Origin of the sequence: Rhizobium sp. PvP014, from assembly GCF_017876855.1 — a bacterium.
Lineage (GTDB): Bacteria > Pseudomonadota > Alphaproteobacteria > Rhizobiales > Rhizobiaceae > Neorhizobium > Neorhizobium soli.
This window is the reverse complement of record NZ_JAGIOT010000001.1, coordinates 747,662-769,083: the sequence shown is the minus strand read 5'-3', so window position 1 is coordinate 769,083 and position 21,422 is coordinate 747,662. Positions and strand designations below refer to the sequence as shown.

Here is a 21,422-nt window from a genome sequence, read left to right as displayed (position 1 = left end):
TTGGGAGGAGCATCATGAAAGCCTTGGTATTCGAAGCACCGGACAAGCCGGTCATTGCCGATCTGGGCATGCCGGAGATTTCCGCAAACGAGGTCCTCGTCCGAACCCGTGCCGTCGGCATCTGTCATTCGGATTACGAACTTCTGGCCGGTCGCTACATCATTCCGATCTCCTATCCGGTGACGCCCGGCCACGAGTGGAGCGGCGAGATCGTCGAGGTCGGTCGCAACGTCACGGGCTTCAAGGCGGGCGACCGTGTGGTCGGCGAATGCGTGGTGCGCACGCCCGAGCGGCTTCATCATTTCGGTTTTTCGATAAGCGGCGCCGACCGGGAGTTCTTCGCCGTCAATCCGGAATGGCTGCATAAGCTGCCGGACGCGGTGGACGACAAGAAGGCGGCGCTGATCGAGCCGTTTACCTGCGGCTTCTATGCGGTGCTGCGGTCCGGCGGCACCAATGCCAGCGAGACGGTCGTCGTTTCCGGCGGCGGAACCATCGGCCTGGTGTCGGCAGCGGCTGCGATTGGCATGGGTGCGCGCGTCATCGTCGTTGATCCGCTCGCAACCCGTCGCGATGTGGCGCTGAAACTCGGCGCAGACGCTGCGATCGATCCATCCGATGGCGGCGCGGCAGATCGGATCCGCGAGATGACCGGTGGTCATGGCGCTGATCTGGTGGTCGAAGCCTCCGGACATGATGCCTCGCTTGCGGCGGCGTTCGACTACGCAAGAGAAGACGGGCGCATGTCGATGGTCGGCATCAACATCGGCCGCAAAGTCCCTGTTGTCATCGGCCAGATCCAGATGAAGAATCTGACGGTTCGGGGCTGTATCGGCTCGCCCGGAGTCTGGCCGGCCGCGATCCGCTTCCTGGAGCGAACAGGCATCGACCTCTCGCCGATCCAGACCCATGACTATGCTCTGACCGATGCGGTGCAAGCCTTTGCCTTTGGCAAGGACGCGACCAAGAGCATCAAGATCACTCTTTTGAATGGATGAGAACATGACACATCACGCTCTCATTGTCGGTGCGACCGGCATTGCCGGCAGCAATCTTGCCGAATACCTGCTGGCCCAGGGCGGCTGGGAAATTTCCGGCCTTTCGCGGTCGCAAAGCCCGATTGCTGCCGTCCGGACCCTGTCCTGCGACCTCACCGACGCTGCTTCCGTCGCTGCCGCCCTCGAGGGTATCCGGCCCACCCATGTCTTCATCACCGCCTGGTCGCGGCAGGAGACGGAAGACGAGAACTGCAAGGTGAATGGTGCGATCGTCCGCAACGTTCTCGATGCCCTGCGTGGCCGAGGTGTGAACCATGTCGCCCTCGTTACCGGCACCAAGCATTATCTTGGGCCTTTCGAGAACTATGCGAAAGTCGCGCCACAGACGCCGTTCCGCGAAGAGCAGGAGCGCCTTCCCAACCAGAACTTCTATTACGTGCAGGAAGACGAGGTCTTTGCGGCGGCAGCCCGCGAAGGGTTCACCTGGTCAGTGCATCGGCCGCACACCCTGATCGGCTATGCGGTCGGAAACGCCATGAACATGGCGGCCACGCTCGGCGTCTATGCCTCCATCTGCAAGGAAACCGGGATACCCTTCGTGTTTCCCGGATCCGCCGAGCAATGGCAGGCGGCAACCGACGTGACGGATGCCCGCATCCTCGCAAATCACCTGTGCTGGGCCGCAACGACGCCAGCAGCTGCCGACACGGCGTTCAATGTGGTCAATGGTGACGTGTTTCGCTGGAAGTGGCTCTGGCCGCGGATCGCCGCCTATTTCGGAATCGAGGCCGCGGACTATCCGGGCTCTCCGCAGCCGCTCGAGACGAAGATGGTCGATGCCGCACCCATCTGGGACGCGCTTGTGAAGAAGCACGGCCTCCAGGAAAATTCGCTCTCGCGCGTCGCCTCCTTCTGGCACACGGATGCCGACCTCGGCCGCCAGGTGGAAACGTTCAACGACATGGCCCGCAGCCGCAAGGCTGGCTTCCTCGCCTACCAGGACACGACGGAATCGTTTACCGACGCCTTCGATCGTCTGCGCGCCGACCGGATCATTCCGTGATGGCGGGACCACGCGACCAGCAAGGAGATCGACAGGCCATGGCTGACATCGGTTACTTTACGGAGACCAACTCGGTCGACACCGTCAATGCGCGCATGGGCGCTAACGTTGATCCGCGTCTTGCGCAAGTGATGGCGAGCCTCGTGAAGCATCTGCATGACTTTGCCCGGGAGGTCCAACTGACGCAGGACGAGTGGGAGACGGCGATCGGGTTTCTCACCCGCACCGGCCAGATCTGCACGCAGGAGCGGCAGGAGTTCATTCTTTTGTCCGATACGCTCGGTCTGTCGATGCTGGTGGATGCGATCAACAACCGTCGGCCCGAGGGTGCAACGGAAAACACCGTGTTTGGGCCGTTCCATGTCGAAGGCGCCCCGGTGAGGGAGATGGGCGCGCAGATCTGTCTGGACGGGAAGGGCGAGAGCTGCCTGTTCCTCGGCCGTGTGCTCGATCTCGAGGGCAAGCCGATCGAGGGGGCGCGGATCGACGTGTGGTCCGACAATGCCGACGGCTACTATGACGTCCAGCAGCCCGACATTCAGCCGAAATGGAACAATCGCGGCGTGTTCGTCACCGGGGCCGAGGGACATTACAGCTTCATTGGCATCAAGCCGGTGTCCTACCCCATTCCCGACGACGGCCCTGTGGGGGAGATGCTGGCGCATCTGGGACGGCATCCTTATCGCCCAGCGCATATGCATTACATGGTGCGTGCCGAAGGCTACCAGAAACTGGTGACGCATACGTTTGTCGGCGGTGATGCGTATCTCGAGTCCGACGCGGTGTTTGGCGTCAAGTCGACCCTTGTGGCACCGTTCGACCGTATGGAAGATGGCGAGACGCTGTGGCGTTCGGAGTTCGATTTCATCCTCGTCCCTCCGCAACAGTCTAGATAGGAGCAAGGCGTGGATAATTTCGTCTATAATGGAAATCCGGCCCGCGTCATTTTCGGAAGCGGCACGGTATCGCGCCTGGGTGACGAAGCCGACAGGCTGGACGTCCGGCGCATCCTGGTCCTTTCGACGCCGGAGCAGGCGGAACAGGCGCAAGGGATCGCAGAGGTTCTAGGCTCCCGTTTTGCCGGGATGTATTCGAACGCGCAGATGCACACGCCCGTCGAGGTGACGCAGGATGCGATGCGAACGGTCGAGAGCCTCTCCGCCGATGCCGTGCTGTCGATCGGTGGCGGCTCGACGACAGGCCTTGGCAAAGCCATCGCATTTCGCACCGACCTGCCGCAGATCGTGGTGCCAACGACCTATGCGGGCTCGGAGGCGACGCCCATTCTGGGTGAGACCGAGAACGGACGAAAGGTCACGAAATCCGATCCGCGCATCCTGCCCGAGGTGATCGTCTACGACGTCGACCTCACTCTGACCCTTCCGGTTGCCATGTCGGTCACGAGCGGCATCAACGCGATCGCCCACGCGGTGGAAGCGCTTTATGCCCGCGAGGCCAACCCGATTGTTTCGCTGATGGCGGAGCGGGGGATTGCCGCGATTGCCCGCGCGCTTCCCATCATTGCCCGTCGACCGAATGATCCGGACGCCAGGGCGGACGCGCTCTATGGGGCCTGGCTCTGTGGCGTGTGCCTTGGATCCGTCGGGATGGCGCTGCACCACAAGCTTTGCCACACGCTCGGCGGCATGTTCAACCTGCCGCACGCACCCATGCACACGGCGCTTCTGCCGCATGCGGTCGCCTACAACGCGCCGGCCACGCCGGAAGCCATGGCCAAAATCGCCGCAGCTCTTGGTTCGGATGACGCGGCAACGGGGCTGTTCGATCTGGCCGAGGGATTGGGGGCTTCCACGGCCCTCAAAACGATGGGCATGCCGGGAGATGGGATCGATGCTGCCGTCGAACAGGCCATGGCCAATGCCTACTGGAACCCACGGGTGCTTGAGAAAGACGGCCTGCGCCAGCTTCTGGCAAGGGCATATGAGGGCCAGCGACCAGAATAACCTCTTATAATGAACGGCCCTTGGGAGGGGGTTAGCGATGAGCAAGTGGCTTGGAGACTGCTGGCACGTGATATCGGATTGGCTTCGTGAGCTGGGAGCGGCCTATGTCGTGAACGACGGCATGGGTGAGCGGGAAGACAAGCCATGATCCGGCACATCGTCATGTGGAACGTGCGCGGCGAGACGCCCGAGGAGAAACTGGCGGCTGCGCGTCTGATCAAGACCAAATTCGAAGGCCTCAAAGGACAGATCCCCGGTTTGAGTACAATTGAGGTGGGGTTGGACATCAGCCGCATCTCCTATGCATGCGACGTAGTTCTCTACTCCGAGTTCGACGACGAAGCCGCTCTCAAGCTTTACGCGGACCATCCGGCGCACGCGAAGGTGCGGGCCGAGCTCGAGGGCATCCGGATCGCCCGCCATCAGGTCGATTATATCTGCTGACCACGCGTGTCGCCTGACCGCGCGACAAGCGCGGCGCGGCCCCGCCTTCATGCCATTCAAGGAGACCATCGCATGACCTCCCATTCCACCAAGACGCCGAGAATTGCCTTTCTCGGAACCGGCGCTCAGGGCGCTTCGATCGGGGCGGACTTCGTTCTCGCCGGTCATGACGTGACTTTCATCGAGCAATGGCCCGACCATGTGAACGCGATCCGGGAAAATGGGATCACCGTCAATCTGCCGACCCGGACGATCAACGCCAGGGTCAAGGCCTTGCATCTCTGCGAAGTCGCGGAGATCAAGGAGCCGTTCGATCTCGTCTTCCTGGTGGTCAAAGCCTACGACACGAAATGGGCGACCCAGCTGATCGAGCCGGTGCTGGCCAAGGACGGCCTTGTGATCGGCCTCCAAAACGGCATGACCCACGAGGATATTGCGGCCATCGTCGGGCGGGAGCGTACTATTGGCGCCGTCATCGAAATCGCTTCCAACATGTTCGTACCCGGCGTCACCAACCGGCAGAACGACCACGATACCTCCTGGTTTGCGCTCGGCGCCCTAGACCCGCAGACCCAGGAGAGGGTGGAGTCGGTGGCCGACCTGCTGCGCTGCACCGGGACCGTCGAGGTGACGGATGATATCCGCTCCGCCAAATGGATGAAGCTCGTCGTCAACGCCGCCGAACTTATTCCGTCTGCCATCGTCAACCTGCCGCTCGGCGATGCAGCCCGCAGCACGGGAATGCTAGAGGTGATGCGGGCGGCCGGCTATGAGGCCATGCAGGCGGCGATTGCCGATGGCGCAAAGATCGTCCCGATCATCGGCATGCCACCGGTCACCACAAACCATCCGGAGCGCTACGTCGACCAGATCTTCGAGGAGGTGCTCACCGTCTTCTCGCAAGCCGATACGCTCACGACCTCGCTGCAGGACTGGCGGAAGGGCCGGCGGGCCGAGATCCAGGAGGTCAACGGCTGGGTCATCGACACGCTGAAAGCGCATGGCCGGACGGCCCCGATCAATCAGCGGGTCGTAGACCTGGCCTATGAGATCGAGGCGAACACGCTTGAGGCGAAACCAGAAAACGCCGCTTTGCTGATCGAAACCTATGCGGCCAGCATCCCGGTGGGCTGAGGGTGCACTGATATGTTTCCCGTCTCGAATACACTTATCCAAAGCGGATATTTTCAGGGTTTTCGTAGTCTTCAAAATACATACAGTTGATCGGAAGGAGTTCGGAGGAGAGAATTTCCTGACGTATTTGAAGCGCCGGATTGCGTACTTGTTTTAGCAAGAGATGCTGACCGGTCAGAGTGACAAATTCTTGGAGGAGCAAGAATTTGGGCAATCCGCAAATCATCGTGCCTTGTGAAGTTCTGACCGCGCAGCGGTTCGGAGCCAGCTACAGGCTTGCCGAAGCTTGAGGCTGAGGCCGACGATGCCAAGGATCTGTCCAGCAGATTGCTTCCTCCAGGTATGAACCATAACCGGCTCTGGGAGGAGGACGCGATGCCTGATTTTGCTGACAAACCGACGTGTCTCTTTGCAGACTTCAAGGCGGCGTCCAACGCCGCCGAAGAGATCGGTTTGCGCCGCCCGGCCATCGCCTCGGGTGAGGTGCGATCATCAAAAGGAGCCGACCGGTGAGTGCAGTCTCAACAATCCCCACACCGGCGGACAGCTATGCCCCAGGCCGGATGCAGCTGACGCGGAGTTTCGTGACCGTGGTCTTCTCAACCATGGTCCTTCTGGTCGCCTGCCTGGTCTTTGCGCCCTCAAGCGTATCCTGGGGTGCCCTGTCAGGCAGTCTTCCGTTTGCGGCGATCATTGCCATTGTCGGCCTCGGCCAGTTGATGGTGGTTCAGCAGGGCGGCTTTGACCTCTCGCTTCCCGGTGCCGTCTCTCTCGCCGTCGTGGTCTCGACCCATTACCCGCAGCAGAATGACGGATTGCTGTATCAGGCGGTGCTCTTGGCGCTGGCCTTCAATCTGACGATCGGCTTTCTCAATGGCGCGCTCGTCAGCATCTTCCGCCTGAACTCGATCATTGCGACGATTGGCACCAACGCACTGCTTTATGCGACCGTCTTTGCCATGTCGGGCGGGGTGCCGTCTGTTACGACGGGCCTGCTCGCCAATATTGCCGGCGGCGAAACCTTCGGCCTGCCCAATGCCGTCTACTTCGCCCTCGGCGCCACCGCGCTGGTCTCCTTCATGCTGAAAAAGACCGTGGGCGGCCGCCGGTTCGAGGCGATCGGCGCAAGCCCTGCTGCCGGAGAGGCCGCAGGCCTGCGCGTGCGCTCCTATCAGATGATGGCCTATGTCTATGCCCAGCTGTTCTATTGCCTGGCCGGCGTCCTGATTGCCGGCATCACCCGCGAACCCACGGCCTTCCAAGGCGATAGCCTGCTGCTGCCGTCGGTTGCCGTCGTCGTGCTGGGAGGCACGTCGCTGCTCGGCGGGCGCGGTTTTCCCATCTCGACGGTGCTGGCGGCCTTCTTCCTCAACCAGCTGAGCCAGTTCGCGCTGTCGGTCGGTGTGCCCTATTCGGCGCAAACCATCATCCAGGCCCTGGCCCTCGGTTTCGGCATCGGCGTCTACTCGCTCCGGTGGAGCGGGAAAGTCAGAAAAACAACCTAACAATAACAAGTGGAGGAGCAGACATGAACTACGCAAATTTGAAGAAGGGCCTGGCAGTCTCGGTTGCGACTGCGGTCATCGCACTGGGAGGTGCGGGTCTGGCAAAGGCGGAGACACCGTCCTGGTGCGGGCCCAAGAAGGCGACGCTCGCCCTTCTCGACGGCTACGGCGGCAACAGCTGGCGTCAGGTGACGACGGCATCCGGCAAGCAGACCGTCGAACTGTGCCCCAGTATCACCAAGTATGAGTATGCCGACGGCCAGGGCGACACCCAGAAGGCAATCTCCGACATCAAGGGTATGGCCGCCAAGGGCGTCGATGCACTGGTCGTCTTTGGCGACGCCGGCCCGGCCATGCTGCCGGCCATCACCAGCGTCTTCAAGGCCGGAAAGATCATTGTGCCCTACCGCGTCGCTGTTGGCGGCAAGGAAGGCATGAATTATTCGAAGTTCATCGGCTCGTCCTTCGAAAACGACGGCGTCACTTGGGGCAAGTGGATCAAGGGTGTGCTTCCCAAGGGTGGCAATGTCCTGTTCCTCAGCGGACCTGCCGGCAACAGCCAGGGCCTGGATGAGCTGAAAGGCCTGAAGAGCGTGCTCGGGCCTGAGTATGTCTTCGTCAATCAGGCGCCTTTTGCCGTCACCAACTGGGATCCGGCGCTGACGCAAAAGGTGCTGACCGCCGAAATCGCCAAGAACGCCAAGATCGACGTCATCGTGTCCGATTTCGGCCCGTCGCTGGTCGGTGCTCTGCCGGCCTTCACCAAGCAGGGCAAGTCCATCCCGGCGCTTGCCACGTCGGACGGCAACTCGCTCGGCTGCTTCTGGCAGGACAATCACGCCAGCAACCCGGACTTCAAGCTGTTCACCGTCGCCACCGGTAACGACAATGTCCGGTTGGCCGTGCAGTGGGCCGTCGCGCTTGCAACCGGCGGCGAAAAGCCGAAGGAGCAGATCTTCGAGGCGCCTGCTTATGAGGATTCCGTATCGGGCAAGCCCAATGCCGTTCAGTGCCGCAAGGATCTGCCGGGCGCCATCTACATGTCCTCGGCGCTGAAGCCGGAAGACCAGGCAAAGGCCGTCGGCCAGTAACTGAAACTCACGCATCGCTGACCCCGGAGGGTTTACCTTCCGGGGCTCTGTCACCAGGACGGATTGCAAATAATGTTGGCACGAAACAGTCAAGACGTGGCGCTGGACGCTCGGGATGTGGTGATCCGCCTTTCGGGCATCTCGAAATATTTCTCGGTTGTCGCGGCACTGGCCGATGTCAGTGTGGAATTCCGCACCGGCGAAGTGCATGCCCTTCTCGGCGAGAACGGCGCCGGCAAATCGACCCTGATGAACATCATTTCCGGAACGCTGCAGCCGACCGAGGGAGAGATTCACTTCGAAGGCCGCGCCGTACAGCAAATGACCCCGGAAATCGCCAAGTCCCACGGGATTGGCATCTGCTTCCAGCATCCTGCCATTCTGGACGATCTGTCGATCCTGGAAAACCTGCGCGTGGCCTTGCCAGCCTCGGTGTTTGCGGGCGCAAAGCCCGACGATGTGGGCCGGCGCGTGCTTGCCAAGGTCGGCCTGCATCTCCCCCTTGGCATGCGCGCCGACGGTCTGACGGTTGCGCAGAAGCATTTGCTGGAGATCGCCAAGGCGCTGGCGCTTGAGCCGAAGGTGCTGATCCTGGACGAACCCACTGCCTCGCTCGACCAGGATTCGACCGACATGCTGTTTGCCCGCATCCGAGAGGTTGCGGCCGCTGGCACATCGGTCATCTACATCACCCATCGCCTGGCGGAACTTCGCCAGATCGCCGATCGGGTCACCGTGCTTCGGGATGGTCGCGTGCGCGGCTCCGCCGTCATCGGCGAGATCAGCGATTCCGATCTGGTCGGGCTGATCGTCGGGCGTACTCTGGAATCGGCATTCCCGCCGAAAGCGTCATCGGCCGATACGGAGACCGGTCTGTCCGTGGTGGGCATCACCAACAGGGACCTGAAGAACATCAGCTTCGACGTGCCGCGCGGGCAGATCGTGGGGATCGCCGGTGTCGCCGGCAACGGTCAGCCGGAACTAATGCGGGTTCTTGCAGGGCTGAGGCCTGCCGAGGGGCAGATCGTCTTACGCGGGCGCGCACTCGCCCAACCGGAACTCCTCCATGAGGCAGCCTTCATGCCGTCGGATCGCCACGTCGAAGGTGTCGCCGGCAGTTTGACCGTTCGGGAAAACGCAACTTATTCCGCGCTTGAGAAGTTCGCGGTCGGTGGCGTGATGAGCCGCAAGAAGGAACTGGCGCAGGTCGGTGCGATCTTCAGTGAGCTGGCGGTCAAGACGCCCGGGATCGAAGCGCCGATTTTTGCGCTGTCGGGCGGCAACCAGCAAAAAGTGGTCATGGCCCGCGCACTTTTGTCCGAGCCGGGACTGATCATTGCCGACGAACCGACGCAAGGTGTGGATGTCGGAGCCCGGTTTGAAATCTACCGAATTCTGCGCGAAGTCTCGGAGGCAGGGACGCCGGTTGTGGTGAACTCCTCCGATGCCGTGGAGCTCGAAGGTCTGTGCGACAAGGTCGTCGTGCTGTCGCGCGGGCATGTGGTCGAGATCCTTGAAGGTGACGACGTCACCGAAGAACGCATAGTCGCTGCGGCCGTTGGAGCGGAGACGCATGGCGACAGCAGTTTGACGGTGGCACAGCCGAGTACCGGCAGCCGATGGCGCGACCTGCTGCGGTCGGACAATGCTCCGGCGGTCCCGCTTGCCATCGTGACCGTGCTCCTTGGGCTCTATGTCTATGGCCAGAACGAGAACTTCTTCTCTGTCTACAACATCTACAACATCCTGCTTTTGGCGACCGCACTCGGCTTTATTGCGATGGGCCAGACAGTGGCGCTGCTGATGGGCGGGATCGATCTTTCGGTCGGTCCTCTCGCAGGATTTCTGGTCGTGGTCGCGTCATTCTTCATTACCGACGACAATTCCACTGCGATGATGGCGGTCGGCTTCCTCCTGATGTTTGCCGGCGCCTTTGTGACCGGGGCTATCAACGGTGTGCTGATCCGATTTGCGAATTTCACCCCGATTGCCGCGACGCTCGCCATGTATATCGCGATCCAGGGCTGCAGCTTCCTGCTGCGCGACAATCCGGATGGCTATATCAGCGCGACGGTCACCGACTGGGTCAACTGGCAATTGGGTCCTTTCCCGGTCGCCTTTCTGGTACTGGTTGTTGCAGCGGTCAGCGCCGAAACGCTGTTGCGCCGGACACGTGCAGGCTGGCGTTTGCGGGCGGTCGGATCCGACGAACAATCTGCGCGCCGGGCCGGCATTCCTGTCGAACTCACCTTCATCGGCGGCTATATCGCCTGTTCGCTGCTGACCGCTGTCGGTGCCATCATGCTGATGACGCAGATCGGTGTCGGTGACCCGCGCCAGGGCGTGAACTACACGCTGGCCAGCATCACCGCAGTCGTTCTGGGCGGAACGAGCCTTTCGGGCGGGCGGGGAACCTTCATCGGAACCCTTCTCGGAGCCGTGCTTCTGACCGAAGTGCTGAACGCGGTGACATTCCTGGGGCTGACCCAGACCTACCAGTATCTCTTCCAGGGATTGCTGGTTGTGGTGGCAGCGCTGATCTACGCAAGCGCTGGCCGGCGGAAATCGCACTGACTTCCTGGTTCTGAACACGAGTACCTGCCGTCGATCGTAAGAAGACGACCCGGAACACGCATCTTGACTGATTCCATAAATCCAGTATTCTGGATATATGGAATCAGAAGTCGCTATTCTCGCCCTTGCTGCGCTTGCTCAGCCAACCCGGCTCGAAGCTTTTCGCCTGCTTGTCAGGCATGAACCGGATGGACTGCCCGCAGGTGACATAGCGCGCGCGCTCGCGGTGCCACAAAACACGATGTCTGCGCATCTCAACATCTTGTCACGCGCGGGTCTTGTTTCTTCGCAGCGCCAAAGCCGCGTCGTTACCTACCGTGTGGAGATGGAGACGTTACGGGAATTGGTGCTCTTCCTTCTCAAGGACTGCTGTGGCGGAAACGCAGAGCTCTGCGCGCCGCTGATTGCGGAACTCACCCCGTGCTGCCCTCCGGAAAAGGCGCTCTCATGACCGACAAGACATTCAACGTCCTGTTTCTGTGCACCGGCAACTCTGCGAGATCGATCCTCGCGGAAAGTGTTCTGCGAAAAATTGGCGCTGGGAAATTCAATGCTTACTCGGCGGGAAGCCAGCCTAAAGGCAACGTCAACCCAATGGCGCTCGATGTGCTTGTTGGCCACAAGTTTCCCACGGAGGGACTTCGGTCAAAAAGTTGGGACGAGTTTGCGGGTGCCGAGGCTCCGCAATTCGATTTTATCTTTACGGTCTGCGACAACGCTGCTGGCGAATCCTGCCCGGTCTGGCCGGGAAAACCAATGACCGCCCATTGGGGTATCGACGATCCTGTTGCAGTGGAGGGGACCGACGTGGAAAAGCGCATCGCCTTCACCACAGCGCTTCGCCACATGAAGTTTCGTATTGCAGCTTTCGCCGCGCTGCCTTTGGAAAGCCTCGAAAGGATAAGCTTGACCGCCAAGCTTCAGGAAATCGGTCAGCTCGAAGGATCGACAAACAAAAGGCCTGACGTTGCATGACTAACCCCATCGATATCGTCATCTACCACAACCCGGACTGCGGGACCTCGCGCAACACGCTTGCGATGATCCGCAACGCCGGCATCGAACCCCATGTGGTTGAGTATCTCAAAACCCCGCCAGCGCGCGCGCTGCTTAAGCAGTTGATCGACCGGATGGGAATTTCCGCGCGCGATCTTCTTCGCGAAAAGGGAACGCCATTTTCCGAACTCGGTTTGGGCGACCCTTCCTTGTCCGATGAGCAACTGGTCGATGCTATGATGGACCATCCCATCCTGATCAACCGCCCGATCGTCGTCACGCCTGCCGGTGTCAGGCTGTGCCGACCATCGGAAGCGGTGTTGGATATTCTTCCAGCTGGCCAGCAGGCTGCGTTTGCGAAGGAAGACGGCGAAATCGTCGTCGACCAAACCGGCCGTCGCGTCGTCTGACGCACGCCATTCAAGCCGAACCCGTGCGGCCCAGTCTTCATGGCAAGGCTGCGGACGATGTCTATCTGCCAAGGAGGCCGCAAATGCGTCCCGAAGAACCAACACTGCGTCTGTCGTTCCTCGACCGCTATCTGACCGTCTGGATTTTTGCCGCCATGGCACTGGGTGTGCTGCTCGGAACTGTCTTTACCGGCCTGCCCGCAGCGCTCGACAGCCTGTCCGTCGGCACCACCAATATTCCGATTGCAATCGGCCTCATCCTGATGATGTATCCGCCTCTGGCGAAAGTGCGCTTTGAGGAACTCCCTCAGGTGTTTGCCGACAAGTGGGTTCTGGCGATTTCTCTCCTGCAGAACTGGATTATCGGTCCGGTGCTGATGTTCGCGCTGGCGGTGACCTTCCTGCGGGACTATCCGGAATACATGACCGGCCTCATCCTGATCGGTCTTGCCCGCTGCGTTGCAATGGTTCTCGTCTGGAACCAGCTTGCCCGGGGCGACAACCAGTATGTCGCGGGTCTCGTTGCCTTCAATTCGATTTTCCAGATCCTGTTTTTCAGCGTCTATGCGTGGTTCTTCCTGTCCGTCCTGCCTCCGCTGTTTGGTCTTGAAGGCAGTGTGATTGACGTCTCGTTCTGGACGATTGCGGAAGCGGTGTTGATGTATCTCGGTATTCCGTTCCTTGCGGGATATCTGTCGCGCCGCTTGCTGACTGCGAGCAAGGGCAGGGACTGGTACGAGAATGTCTTCCTCCCGAAGATCAGCCCGATGACCCTGGCCGCCCTTCTGTTTACGATCGTCGCCATGTTCAGCCTGAAGGGCGGAGACGTGGTCCGCCTGCCGGGCGATGTGGTGATGATCGCCATTCCTCTGACGATCTACTTTCTTATCATGTTTCTTGTCAGTTTTTGGATGGCGAGGTCGGTGGGGACGGATTATCCGCGCACGACAGCGGTTGCCTTTACTGCGGCCGGCAACAACTTCGAGCTGGCTATCGCGGTTGCCATTGCCGCGTTCGGCCTGGCGTCCCCGGTCGCATTTGCGGCCGTCATCGGCCCGCTCGTCGAGGTGCCTGTGCTGATCCTTTTGGTACAGATGGCACTGTGGATGGGCCGCAGATATTTTGCCAAATCGGCAGGAAGCCCGGCCGTGTAGCGCTCCCAGCGGGCACCCAAGGACGCACGGATCCCAGCGTACTAGTTCAGGCCGGACGGCTCGCGAGATGATCGCCAGACTTGTGGCGGCGCTCCAGTCGCGCAATCCCGACGAAGGCGACAATCGCACAGGCCCCGAGCGCTGTTGTGATGGTCAGTGACCACAGCGTACCGATATGGGCCATGGCAAACGCCAGCGCAAACGGTGCGGTCGCGGACAGGATCAATCGTGCGGCCATGACCTTGCCCTGCAGCCTGCCGTAGCCAGCGCTGCCAAACAGCATCAGCGGCAGGGTGCCGGTGACGATGCTGAAAAGACCGTTGCCCAAACCGAAGACAACGGCAAACGCCATGGCGCCTGCCACCGACGGAGCGGTAAGGGTGAGGATCAATACACCCCCAGGGATCAACGTGGCAGCAATCGTTGCCAAAGCCAGCGGCGGCAGATTGCCGCCGAGCATCATATTGGCAAACCGGCTCAGCACTTGTGACGGACCAAACAGCGTGCCGACAATGGCGGCAGTGGCCCCAAGGCCAAGACCCGACAACAGCGGCACCATATGGACCAGGATCGCCGCACTGACGAGAGATTGCAGTGAAAACCCCACCACCATCAGCTTGAACCCGAACTGGCGGACGTCCGGGCTGAGGCACCCCTCGACGACTTGCGCCGTGCCGTTCTGTTTCTGCGACTTTCCTTGGGCAAGGCCGTAGGACAACCAGGCGTGCAGAGGCAGGCAGACGAGCAGATTGAGCCCGGCAAACACCAGGTAGACATTCTGCCAGGACAGATGGGCGTGCAGAGCCGTTGTGATGGGCCAGAAGATCGTCGAGGCGAAGCCGGCGATCAAGGTCAGATAGGTGATGCTGCGCTGGGCGGTGCGGGGGCTTGCCTGCACCAGCAGCGCAAAGGCCGCGCCATATTGTACCAGATTGGCGGCGATCTCGATCACGATCAGAGCGGCGACGAAGCCGCTCTTGCCCGGCGCATAGGCACAAGCGACCAGCGCTGCCGCGGCAATCGCGGATCCGGCCGTCATCACCCGTCCTGCGCCAAAATGATCAATGGCCCGGCCGAGCCATGGCGCGGTCAAGCCGCCCAGAAGAAGTGCCGCCGAAAGTGCGGCAAATATCCACTCCGTCGACCAGTTCAGGTCTCGCGCCATATCGGGTGCAAGAATGCTGAAGCTGTAATAGAGAGTTCCATAGCCGATGATCTGGGTGAGGCCCAGGGCAAGGATAGTGCCGATCGGCGGCCGCTCGCTCATATTGACTTCAGATCCACGCGCTGTTCGAGCTTTGCGGCCTCTTCCTTCCTCTCGCTATAGCGGTCTGTCAGGTAGTCGGACGCATCCCGGGTCAGCAGTGTGAATTTGACCAGTTCCTCGCAGACATCAACGACGCGATCATAGTAGGCCGAGCGTTTCATGCGGCCATCCGTGTCGAACTCCTGCCATGCCTTGGCAACCGACGACTGGTTCGGAATGGTGATCATCCGCATCCAGCGACCGAGAATGCGCAACTGATTGACCGCGTTGAAAGATTGCGAGCCACCGGAGACCTGCATGACGGCGAGCGTCTTGCCCTGCGTCGGTCGCACCGAACCGGTCGTGAGGGGGATCCAGTCGATCTGCGCTTTGATAATGCCGGTCATCGCACCGTGCCGCTCGGGGCTGACCCAGACATGGCCTTCCGACCAGAGAGAAAGCGCGCGCAATTCCTGAACCTTCGGATCCGTATCCGGTGCGCCATCTGGAAGGGGCAGACCTTCGGGATTGAAGATCTTCACCTCGCATCCAAGGTGCTCGAGGAGCCGTGCTGCCTCTTCCGCCAAAAGACGGCTGAACGAAATCTTCCGCAGCGATCCATAGAGGATCAGGATCCGCGGCTTGTGCTGCGAATAGGGTGGTCGAAGTGCCTCAAGGTCGGGCTGGGAAATGAGATCAAGCGAGGCGGCTGGCAGATCAGCCATTTGGATACTCCATCGAAAAAAATTGAAACGTTCGCATTTAGGGCTCCTATAACGCAGACCCTGCGAGTTCTGTAGGCCCGCAACCGGCGTCAAATTGGCCCGAACAACAGTTCTCCATCAGGAAATGGGCGAGGCCGTTGAGGGTCTCGAAATTCGCGCTGTAGACGATGGAGCGTGACTCCCGCTGAGCGCTGATCAGGCCCGCATGTTCCAGTTCTTTGAGATGAAAGGAAATGTTGGAAGGCGACACGTTCACAGCGTCGGCAATCATACCCGCCGCCAGTCCGCCGGGGCCGGCGACGACGAGCTTGCGAATGACCTGCAGTCGGGTCTGCTGTGACAGTGCGCCAAACGCATCAAGGACCTGTCGCTCGTTCACCAGTTCATTCCTTGTCCAATAGTGACCAGGCGCGGGCGCTTGCCCGGCTTTCAAAGCCCTGTAAAGGCTATAGAACAACAATTATTCAAGACTTCAAGGATTATTGAAATATTGGCCGAAAACAATATGCGTGACGAAGCCCGCACGCTCGATCCCATAACTCCATCCGGTCTCTCAAGCTGGTCGCAGGGTAGGGGCCGAGCTTTATAAAACCAAGGCTCGAAGCCGCAAAGAAGCTCGCGTTCCGAACGGCTGCCCTGTCGCGTGGACGCCAAACCGTTCGGACGCTGTGCGATCGGTCTAGCGGGCTGGCGGAAATTCCAGCTTCTTTACGTCGTAGCCAAGTTCGCTCGCCTTGCGCACCATGCGGTTGAGCTTGGATTTCGATGGTACGGTTCGCGAATAGATCCACAGGTCCGACATCGACGGGTTGGCGCTGATGAACCAGGATTTATCCGGCGATTTGTAGAGCACGCGGTAGGTGAAGGTAATGAGCAGTGGATAGCGGACGCGCATCGTTGCGTTCGTCGTTCCGTAATCCTGGATCTTCCCGGTCCCATTGATCGTTTTGAGGCGACCGTTTGGAGTATCGACACGACAACCGTCTTCGACCATGACCGTGTCAGGCGTTTTGCCCTTGCGGTAGGTGGAATAACCGGCAACACAGCCGTCGGTCAGGAACATCGGGGTCCTCCCGATTTCCAGCCATGTCCCCTGGTAATGATCCGGCCCGACCTTGACGACATCGGGAGCGGCGAGGGCCTGCGATACGACGCCGATCGCGAAAAGGCATGTGATAAAGTGCAAGCTGAGATGTCTGATAAGATTGTGCATATGCTCATCCTGTCGGTTGCCGATCCCGCGTGATCTCGAGGCAACCGTACTCCCCGCGGAAGTACTCGCTGTTGCCAAACGGAACCACACATCAGCCGCATTCAGGGTCGCCGAGACATGCGCCACAGGCACAACCAGTTTGTTTGCTGGCCAACGATGTGGATCTATGGCTGCGACGGGCAAAATCAAGCGCGTTGCCACGCGCGAACAACTGCTCGGCTGGTCTCGATCCAAGGGCGCGGCTTATCGGGTTGGCCCTATCGCTTGGTGAGCAAGATTGCGGCAAAGGGCTCCGAGTTGACGTTCGTGAGAGGTTGACTTAGGAGGGGCCGCCGTGACGCTTGATGTCCTCGTCTTGCCCGCTGTCACAGCGTTGCTGCGATCAGACCTGCCTCGTGGACATCCTGTGGCCAGACCATCATAAAGCCGCGCCAGTGCAGGCGTTTGACAAGCCGGATTTTACATCATGAGTGCCCAACCCGAAGTCGCTGGTTTTTACGACGCGCGTAGCGGCAGCATCCAGTATGTCGTAAGCTGCAAGGCCACGAAGAAATGCGCCATCATCGATCCGGTTCTCGACTACGACGAGAAATCCGGAAGCACGGCCACGCGTCACGCCGATGCGCTCCTTTCACATATCCAGATGCAGGGACTGGACGTCGCGTGGATCCTCGACACGCATCCCCATGCAGACCATCTCACCGCAGCAGCATACCTCAAGTCGAAGACCGGCGCGCCGACCGCTATCGGCGCCGACGTGGTCAAGGTCCAGGCGCTATGGAAGGACATCTACAATGCGCCGGCGATGCCAACCGACGGATCCCAGTGGGACCGGCTGTTTTCGGATGGCGACCGGTTCATGATCGGTGAGATCGAGGGCCGCGTCATGCATTCGCCCGGCCACACACTGGCATCGATCACGTATCTGGTCGGTGATGCGACCTTCATCCACGACACGCTGTTCATGCCCGACAGCGGTTCGGCCCGCGCCGATTTTCCCGGAGGCAGCGCTGAAGATCTGTGGTCGTCGATCGAGGCAATCCTGAACTTGCCCGACGACACCCGGCTGTTCACCGGCCACGATTATCGTCATGGCGGGCGGGAAGCGCTCTGGGAGAGCACCGTCGCGCAACAGAAGGCGCAGAACATTCACCTCCGGTCAGGGCGTGACGAGTTTATCCAGTCCCGCATCAGCCGTGACAAAACGTTGCCGTTTCCGAAACTGATGCTGCATGCCCTGCAGGTCAATCTGATGGCAGGAGAGCTGCCGCCAAAGGAGGCGAACGGCGTGAGGTACCTGAAGATCCCGATCGACGCCTTCCCTGTGGCGGCCTGGTAAGACATTTTGTCGGCGCCAAGCGCAACCTCACGAAATAGTGCGGCCGTAGGCGGTTTGATGCTTTTCAGAAGGGGATAATGTTTGCATATTGTCTCGGCAGACGACGATACAGTCGTCGGCAACCCTCGGTATAGCTTGGAGGAGCGATTACATGAAGCGGACGTGGCCTGAGGAATTTGACTTCATACTGGATGGGGCTGAGGAGGTTTCGCTGGAGGTTCCAGTGGCCCGCAAGGGAGATGTTTCGCAGGGCGAAACGGTAACGCGCCATGCTCTTAAGGTCCGTCTCACGCAACAGGATTACGAACGTGTCTGGCCGTTGGCGGAAACACGCTATCGTCTTGGCGGTAGCCGTACTGGCAAAGCGATCACGCTGATCGCCAACAATCCGCACTACCAGCAATGGCACCCGGCCGACGGAGGTTCGGACGCAGGCGATGCCGAGGGCGGCCGATCCTATGCGACCCGCTATGTGGTCGTGTTCTTCCTGCTCGACGAAGTGCGAGAGACTGCAGACGCCTGACCTCTTGAGATCGCAGCCGGCCTAGAAACCCGACTGCACATGAGAGAAAATCTCGACAACGAGAAGATTGAGTTGGCCGCCTATGAACGGGGCGGCCACTGCCAGCGCTACAAAGACAGCAACAATTTTTGGCGCAAAGCTCAGCGTGCTTTCCTGGACCTGCGTGAGAGCCTGGACAAGGCTGATAACCAGGCCGACTGCCATCGCGGTGAAAACCGCGGGCGCTGAAGCAAGGAGCATTGCCCAGACAGAGATCCGCAGGATCTCCAACGCGTCTGCTTCTGTCATTTCACACCAGCATTGAATGTATATTGGGCGGCGAGACCGCGTTTCGTATCTGCCTTAATACAGATTCGGCGGTTGTCAGAGTTAAGTATTGTTAAGATGCGTAAAACGTCTGGACTGCGATAAAATAACGTACAATTTGCGTATTGAAGCAGAGACGTAATGCGGAGATGCTTAGCCGCCGCAGCTTATATCTTGCTTGTATTACTTCTCGCTGATGTGGCGCCGGACTCGGTTCGGTCCATGAAGATACGCGATTTTATTCAATGGTGGTTGGAGGCGTTATGGACATCGGTCTGTCGGGAGAAGTTCTTCCCTTCGATGAGGGCGACGCCGCCGATCTACTGAAGGTTATGGGGCACCCCGCACGGTTCAAAGTCCTTTGTCTGGTGCAGGATCGGGAGCGCGACGTGCGTTCACTCGCAAAGGCGGTGAATCTCAGCCAATCGGCACTCTCTCAACATCTGAAGATTCTCAGGGACGCGAACCTCGTCTCGGCGCGTCGACAAGCGCAGACGGTTTTCTATCGCTCTCACGAGGAAGGTGTCCGCCAGGTTCTTGACTGTATGCAAAGCATATTCTGTCCCGTCGCAGAGACTCACGAAGCTGTGGCGGTTGCCTACGCTTAGACCCTACGCAATGACCTTGACGATGTCCCAGCTCTCTTCTGTCAATATCGACCGCTGTCTTGAGAATGCAATGAGCACGCTGCCGGTCATAGCAGCGCTTACATGCGGCATGAATTTTAAGGCAAAAACTCGTATTTTTGGCTCTATGCTTGACGATTGCCAGATTTAGCCTCGGTCAAACGATGGCGCAGCTTAAATCAAGTTCTGCTACTATAGCATAGGGCGAACTATTAACGGTTTTTTATCCCCTGAATCCTAGATTTGTGGTGCCAGATAGGCGCCGTGGCGCCGCATACCCATGAGGGTTTTATGGCCGTGAAGATCAGGAACAGCCGCCACCTGACAGTCTAACACCTGTTCGGTAGACATCTGGGTTTTTGAGCCCCCTTGCTTGCCCCGCGATGGCTTCGAAGCACGCGCGCCGGTGATGGACTGCGTTCCCGTCAGCAACAGATCGCACTCGCTTTAGCGGGCAGACCAACCATGCCTTGTTACCAAGGGACCGCAGCAGGGGACATACATGAGTACGCAGAAATCAGCACAGGCAACGCTTAACGACCGACTGGACTTCGCCGGTCTTGGTGATCCACAGCGCAGGACACTCGCAGCATTGGCGCCCATCATCAACGGGTCGCTCGATAGCGCGCTCGATGTGTTTTACGCCAAGGTCCGTCATCACCCGGAAACCTCCAAATACTTTTCCGGTGAAAATCACATCACCCAGGCAAAAGGACGACAGGCTCGACACTGGGAAACGATTTCCTCGGCAAAGTTCGACGAAGCCTATGTTGATGAAGTCACCATGATCGGCAAAGCCCATGCAAGGCTTGGGCTTCAACCGCGCTGGTACATTGGCGGCTATGCGTTGATGATCGAGAACATCGTGCGCGCCGTCATCGATAACGAGCTTGGTAGTTTTTTGGTGCGCGGCAAACGCCAAAAGATCGGAGACGACGTAACGACGGTTGTCAAAGCGGCCCTCGTGGACATGGATTATGCGATCTCCGTCTATCTCGACGTCCTTGCGGACGAGAGAGCCAAGGCTGAAGCGGAGCAGGCGACGCTGAAAGCGGAACAAGACACAGCGCTCTCAGCCCTCGAAAGTGCGTTGAGATCTCTCTCCGGCGGTGATCTGACCCGGCCCTTGGAACAGCCCCTCGCGGTCAGTTTCGACGGGCTCAAGCATAATTTCAACGATTCCGTATCGAGCCTCAACGGTGCTCTTTCCGAGATCTCAAGCACGGTCGGCTTCGTTCTCTCGCAGTCGGCCGAAATCGCCACTGCGACCGACGAAATGGCAAAGCGCACCGAACGGCAGGCCACGGCGCTTGAAGAAACAGCGGCAGCGCTGGAGCAGATCAGTTCAATCGCGCGGCAGTCTCAAACCCGGACGACAGAAGTCCAGGCGGTCGTAACGGCCTCTGCAACAGAGGCAGCAACGTCCGGAGAAATCGTAGAGCAGGCCGTCAAGGCGATGAGCGACATTGTCGAGTCATCCAAACAAATGAACGACATCATCAGCGTCATTGACGAAATCGCGTTCCAGACGAACCTCCTCGCACTCAATGCGGGGGTCGAAGCAGCCCGTGCCGGTGACCAGGGGAAAGGCTTTGCGGTGGTGGCGCAGGAGGTGCGGGAGCTCGCGCAACGCTCAGCCCGGGCCGCAAAGGAAATCAAGGATCTCATCTCGAGATCCTCGCAGGATGTCGCGCGCGGCGTCGATCTTGTGAACACAACGGGCAAGGCATTGAGAAGCATCGGCAGACAGGTGCAGACGATCGACGAACACATGGTTTCGATTGCCATGTCGTCGCGCGAACAGGCGACTGGGATAGCTGAAATCAACTCTGCCGTGGGCAGCATGGATACGATCACGCAGCAAAACGCTGCCATGGTGGAAGAGACGTCTGCGGCGACGATAAAACTCTCCAACGAGGCCGAGAGACTTTCCGAGCTTGTCGCCGGGTTCAAAACGACGCCAAGCGCGGTAGGCCAAAGCAACGGTCGGGCGCATGCGCCTGCAGCTTCGCCTGCGCGACAAATGATCCAGTCGCTTCCTGGCAAACTACAGCGGTCGAAGGCGGCCAATGAAGGCTGGTCGGAATTCTGAGCATGGCGACCCGGTACGC

General features: G+C 59.7%; 23 protein-coding genes. 18 read left to right on the top strand and 5 right to left on the bottom strand.

The window, feature by feature from the left end; all coding sequences use genetic code 11:
- Positions 1-14 precede the first annotated feature (14 nt).
- The 14 genes from J3A65_RS03500 (at position 15) to arsB (ending at position 13,333) form a co-directional block, all read left to right on the top strand.
- Positions 15-998 carry a zinc-binding dehydrogenase gene (locus tag J3A65_RS03500; protein ID WP_174197753.1) on the top strand — a complete coding sequence of 328 codons (984 nt, stop codon included), beginning with the start codon at positions 15-17 and terminating at the stop codon, positions 996-998.
- 4 nt (positions 999-1,002) lie between these two features.
- Positions 1,003-2,061 carry an SDR family oxidoreductase gene (locus tag J3A65_RS03495; protein WP_209899444.1) on the top strand — a complete coding sequence of 353 codons (1,059 nt, stop codon included), beginning with the start codon at positions 1,003-1,005 and terminating at the stop codon, positions 2,059-2,061.
- 38 nt (positions 2,062-2,099) lie between these two features.
- The gene (locus J3A65_RS03490; RefSeq protein ID WP_209899440.1) at positions 2,100-2,957 is read left to right on the top strand and encodes an intradiol ring-cleavage dioxygenase; all 858 of its coding nucleotides are present in this window, start codon (positions 2,100-2,102) and stop codon (positions 2,955-2,957) included.
- A gap of 9 nt (positions 2,958-2,966) precedes the next feature.
- Positions 2,967-4,025 (top strand): maleylacetate reductase, encoded by a 1,059-nt coding sequence (locus J3A65_RS03485; protein ID WP_209899437.1) that lies wholly within the window; start codon positions 2,967-2,969, stop codon positions 4,023-4,025.
- A 144-nt stretch (positions 4,026-4,169) separates the two neighbouring features.
- Complete coding sequence (locus tag J3A65_RS03480) at positions 4,170-4,469, top strand: Dabb family protein (RefSeq protein WP_062459857.1); 300 nt, start codon at positions 4,170-4,172, stop codon at positions 4,467-4,469.
- Between the two features lie 72 nt (positions 4,470-4,541).
- Positions 4,542-5,603 (top strand): 2-dehydropantoate 2-reductase, encoded by a 1,062-nt coding sequence (locus J3A65_RS03475; protein ID WP_209899434.1) that lies wholly within the window; start codon positions 4,542-4,544, stop codon positions 5,601-5,603.
- Between the two features lie 276 nt (positions 5,604-5,879).
- On the top strand, positions 5,880-6,116 hold the full coding sequence (locus J3A65_RS03470; protein ID WP_062577932.1) for a hypothetical protein: 237 nt from the start codon (positions 5,880-5,882) through the stop codon (positions 6,114-6,116).
- On the top strand, positions 6,113-7,108 hold the full coding sequence (locus J3A65_RS03465) for an ABC transporter permease (RefSeq protein WP_209899431.1): 996 nt from the start codon (positions 6,113-6,115) through the stop codon (positions 7,106-7,108). The genes J3A65_RS03470 and J3A65_RS03465 overlap by 4 nt, the downstream gene beginning before the upstream one ends.
- A gap of 23 nt (positions 7,109-7,131) precedes the next feature.
- Complete coding sequence (locus J3A65_RS03460) at positions 7,132-8,199, top strand: substrate-binding domain-containing protein (protein ID WP_062459847.1); 1,068 nt, start codon at positions 7,132-7,134, stop codon at positions 8,197-8,199.
- 72 nt (positions 8,200-8,271) lie between these two features.
- The gene (locus J3A65_RS03455; RefSeq protein WP_209899428.1) at positions 8,272-10,773 is read left to right on the top strand and encodes an ATP-binding cassette domain-containing protein; all 2,502 of its coding nucleotides are present in this window, start codon (positions 8,272-8,274) and stop codon (positions 10,771-10,773) included.
- A 97-nt stretch (positions 10,774-10,870) separates the two neighbouring features.
- On the top strand, positions 10,871-11,224 hold the full coding sequence (locus J3A65_RS03450; protein ID WP_092662990.1) for a metalloregulator ArsR/SmtB family transcription factor: 354 nt from the start codon (positions 10,871-10,873) through the stop codon (positions 11,222-11,224).
- Complete coding sequence (locus tag J3A65_RS03445; protein WP_209899425.1) at positions 11,221-11,748, top strand: arsenate reductase ArsC; 528 nt, start codon at positions 11,221-11,223, stop codon at positions 11,746-11,748. Before J3A65_RS03450 ends, J3A65_RS03445 begins: the two co-directional genes overlap by 4 nt.
- Positions 11,745-12,179 (top strand): arsenate reductase (glutaredoxin), encoded by a 435-nt coding sequence (arsC, locus tag J3A65_RS03440; protein ID WP_062577944.1) that lies wholly within the window; start codon positions 11,745-11,747, stop codon positions 12,177-12,179. The genes J3A65_RS03445 and arsC overlap by 4 nt, the downstream gene beginning before the upstream one ends.
- An 83-nt stretch (positions 12,180-12,262) precedes the next feature.
- Entirely contained in the window at positions 12,263-13,333 is a 1,071-nt protein-coding gene (arsB, locus tag J3A65_RS03435) for an ACR3 family arsenite efflux transporter (protein WP_209899422.1), read from the top strand.
- Between the two features lie 46 nt (positions 13,334-13,379).
- On the opposite strand, the gene arsK is transcribed toward arsB, so the two are convergent.
- The 4 genes from arsK to J3A65_RS03415 all read right to left on the bottom strand — a co-directional run bounded on the left by arsK (position 13,380) and on the right by J3A65_RS03415 (position 16,517).
- On the bottom strand, positions 13,380-14,600 hold the full coding sequence (gene arsK / locus J3A65_RS03430) for an arsenite efflux MFS transporter ArsK (RefSeq protein WP_062459834.1): 1,221 nt from the start codon (positions 14,598-14,600) through the stop codon (positions 13,380-13,382).
- Positions 14,597-15,304 (bottom strand): arsenical resistance protein ArsH, encoded by a 708-nt coding sequence (gene arsH, locus J3A65_RS03425; RefSeq protein ID WP_209899418.1) that lies wholly within the window; start codon positions 15,302-15,304, stop codon positions 14,597-14,599. The genes arsK and arsH overlap by 4 nt, the downstream gene beginning before the upstream one ends.
- Before the next feature lie 46 nt (positions 15,305-15,350).
- The gene (locus J3A65_RS03420) at positions 15,351-15,683 is read right to left on the bottom strand and encodes a metalloregulator ArsR/SmtB family transcription factor (protein WP_209899415.1); all 333 of its coding nucleotides are present in this window, start codon (positions 15,681-15,683) and stop codon (positions 15,351-15,353) included.
- Between the two features lie 300 nt (positions 15,684-15,983).
- Positions 15,984-16,517: a lipocalin family protein gene (locus J3A65_RS03415; protein WP_174197742.1), complete on the bottom strand. Its 534-nt coding sequence runs from the start codon at positions 16,515-16,517 to the stop codon at positions 15,984-15,986.
- A gap of 466 nt (positions 16,518-16,983) precedes the next feature.
- On the opposite strand from J3A65_RS03415, the gene J3A65_RS03410 reads away from it, so the two are divergent.
- Positions 16,984-17,856: an MBL fold metallo-hydrolase gene (locus J3A65_RS03410; protein ID WP_174197741.1), complete on the top strand. Its 873-nt coding sequence runs from the start codon at positions 16,984-16,986 to the stop codon at positions 17,854-17,856.
- A 151-nt stretch (positions 17,857-18,007) separates the two neighbouring features.
- On the top strand, positions 18,008-18,379 hold the full coding sequence (locus J3A65_RS03405) for a hypothetical protein (RefSeq protein WP_062459825.1): 372 nt from the start codon (positions 18,008-18,010) through the stop codon (positions 18,377-18,379).
- Positions 18,380-18,400: 21 nt separating this feature from the next.
- Here J3A65_RS03405 and fliQ read toward each other — a convergent pair whose 3' ends face one another.
- Positions 18,401-18,667 carry a flagellar biosynthesis protein FliQ gene (gene fliQ, locus J3A65_RS03400; protein WP_062459823.1) on the bottom strand — a complete coding sequence of 89 codons (267 nt, stop codon included), beginning with the start codon at positions 18,665-18,667 and terminating at the stop codon, positions 18,401-18,403.
- Positions 18,668-18,948: 281 nt separating this feature from the next.
- On the opposite strand from fliQ, the gene J3A65_RS03395 reads away from it, so the two are divergent.
- Both J3A65_RS03395 and J3A65_RS03390 read left to right on the top strand, forming a co-directional pair.
- Positions 18,949-19,293, top strand: a complete 345-nt coding sequence (locus J3A65_RS03395; protein WP_092663462.1) for a metalloregulator ArsR/SmtB family transcription factor — start codon at positions 18,949-18,951, stop codon at positions 19,291-19,293.
- A gap of 520 nt (positions 19,294-19,813) precedes the next feature.
- On the top strand, positions 19,814-21,403 hold the full coding sequence (locus tag J3A65_RS03390) for a globin-coupled sensor protein (RefSeq protein WP_092663004.1): 1,590 nt from the start codon (positions 19,814-19,816) through the stop codon (positions 21,401-21,403).
- The last annotated feature ends 19 nt before the right edge of the window (positions 21,404-21,422 follow it).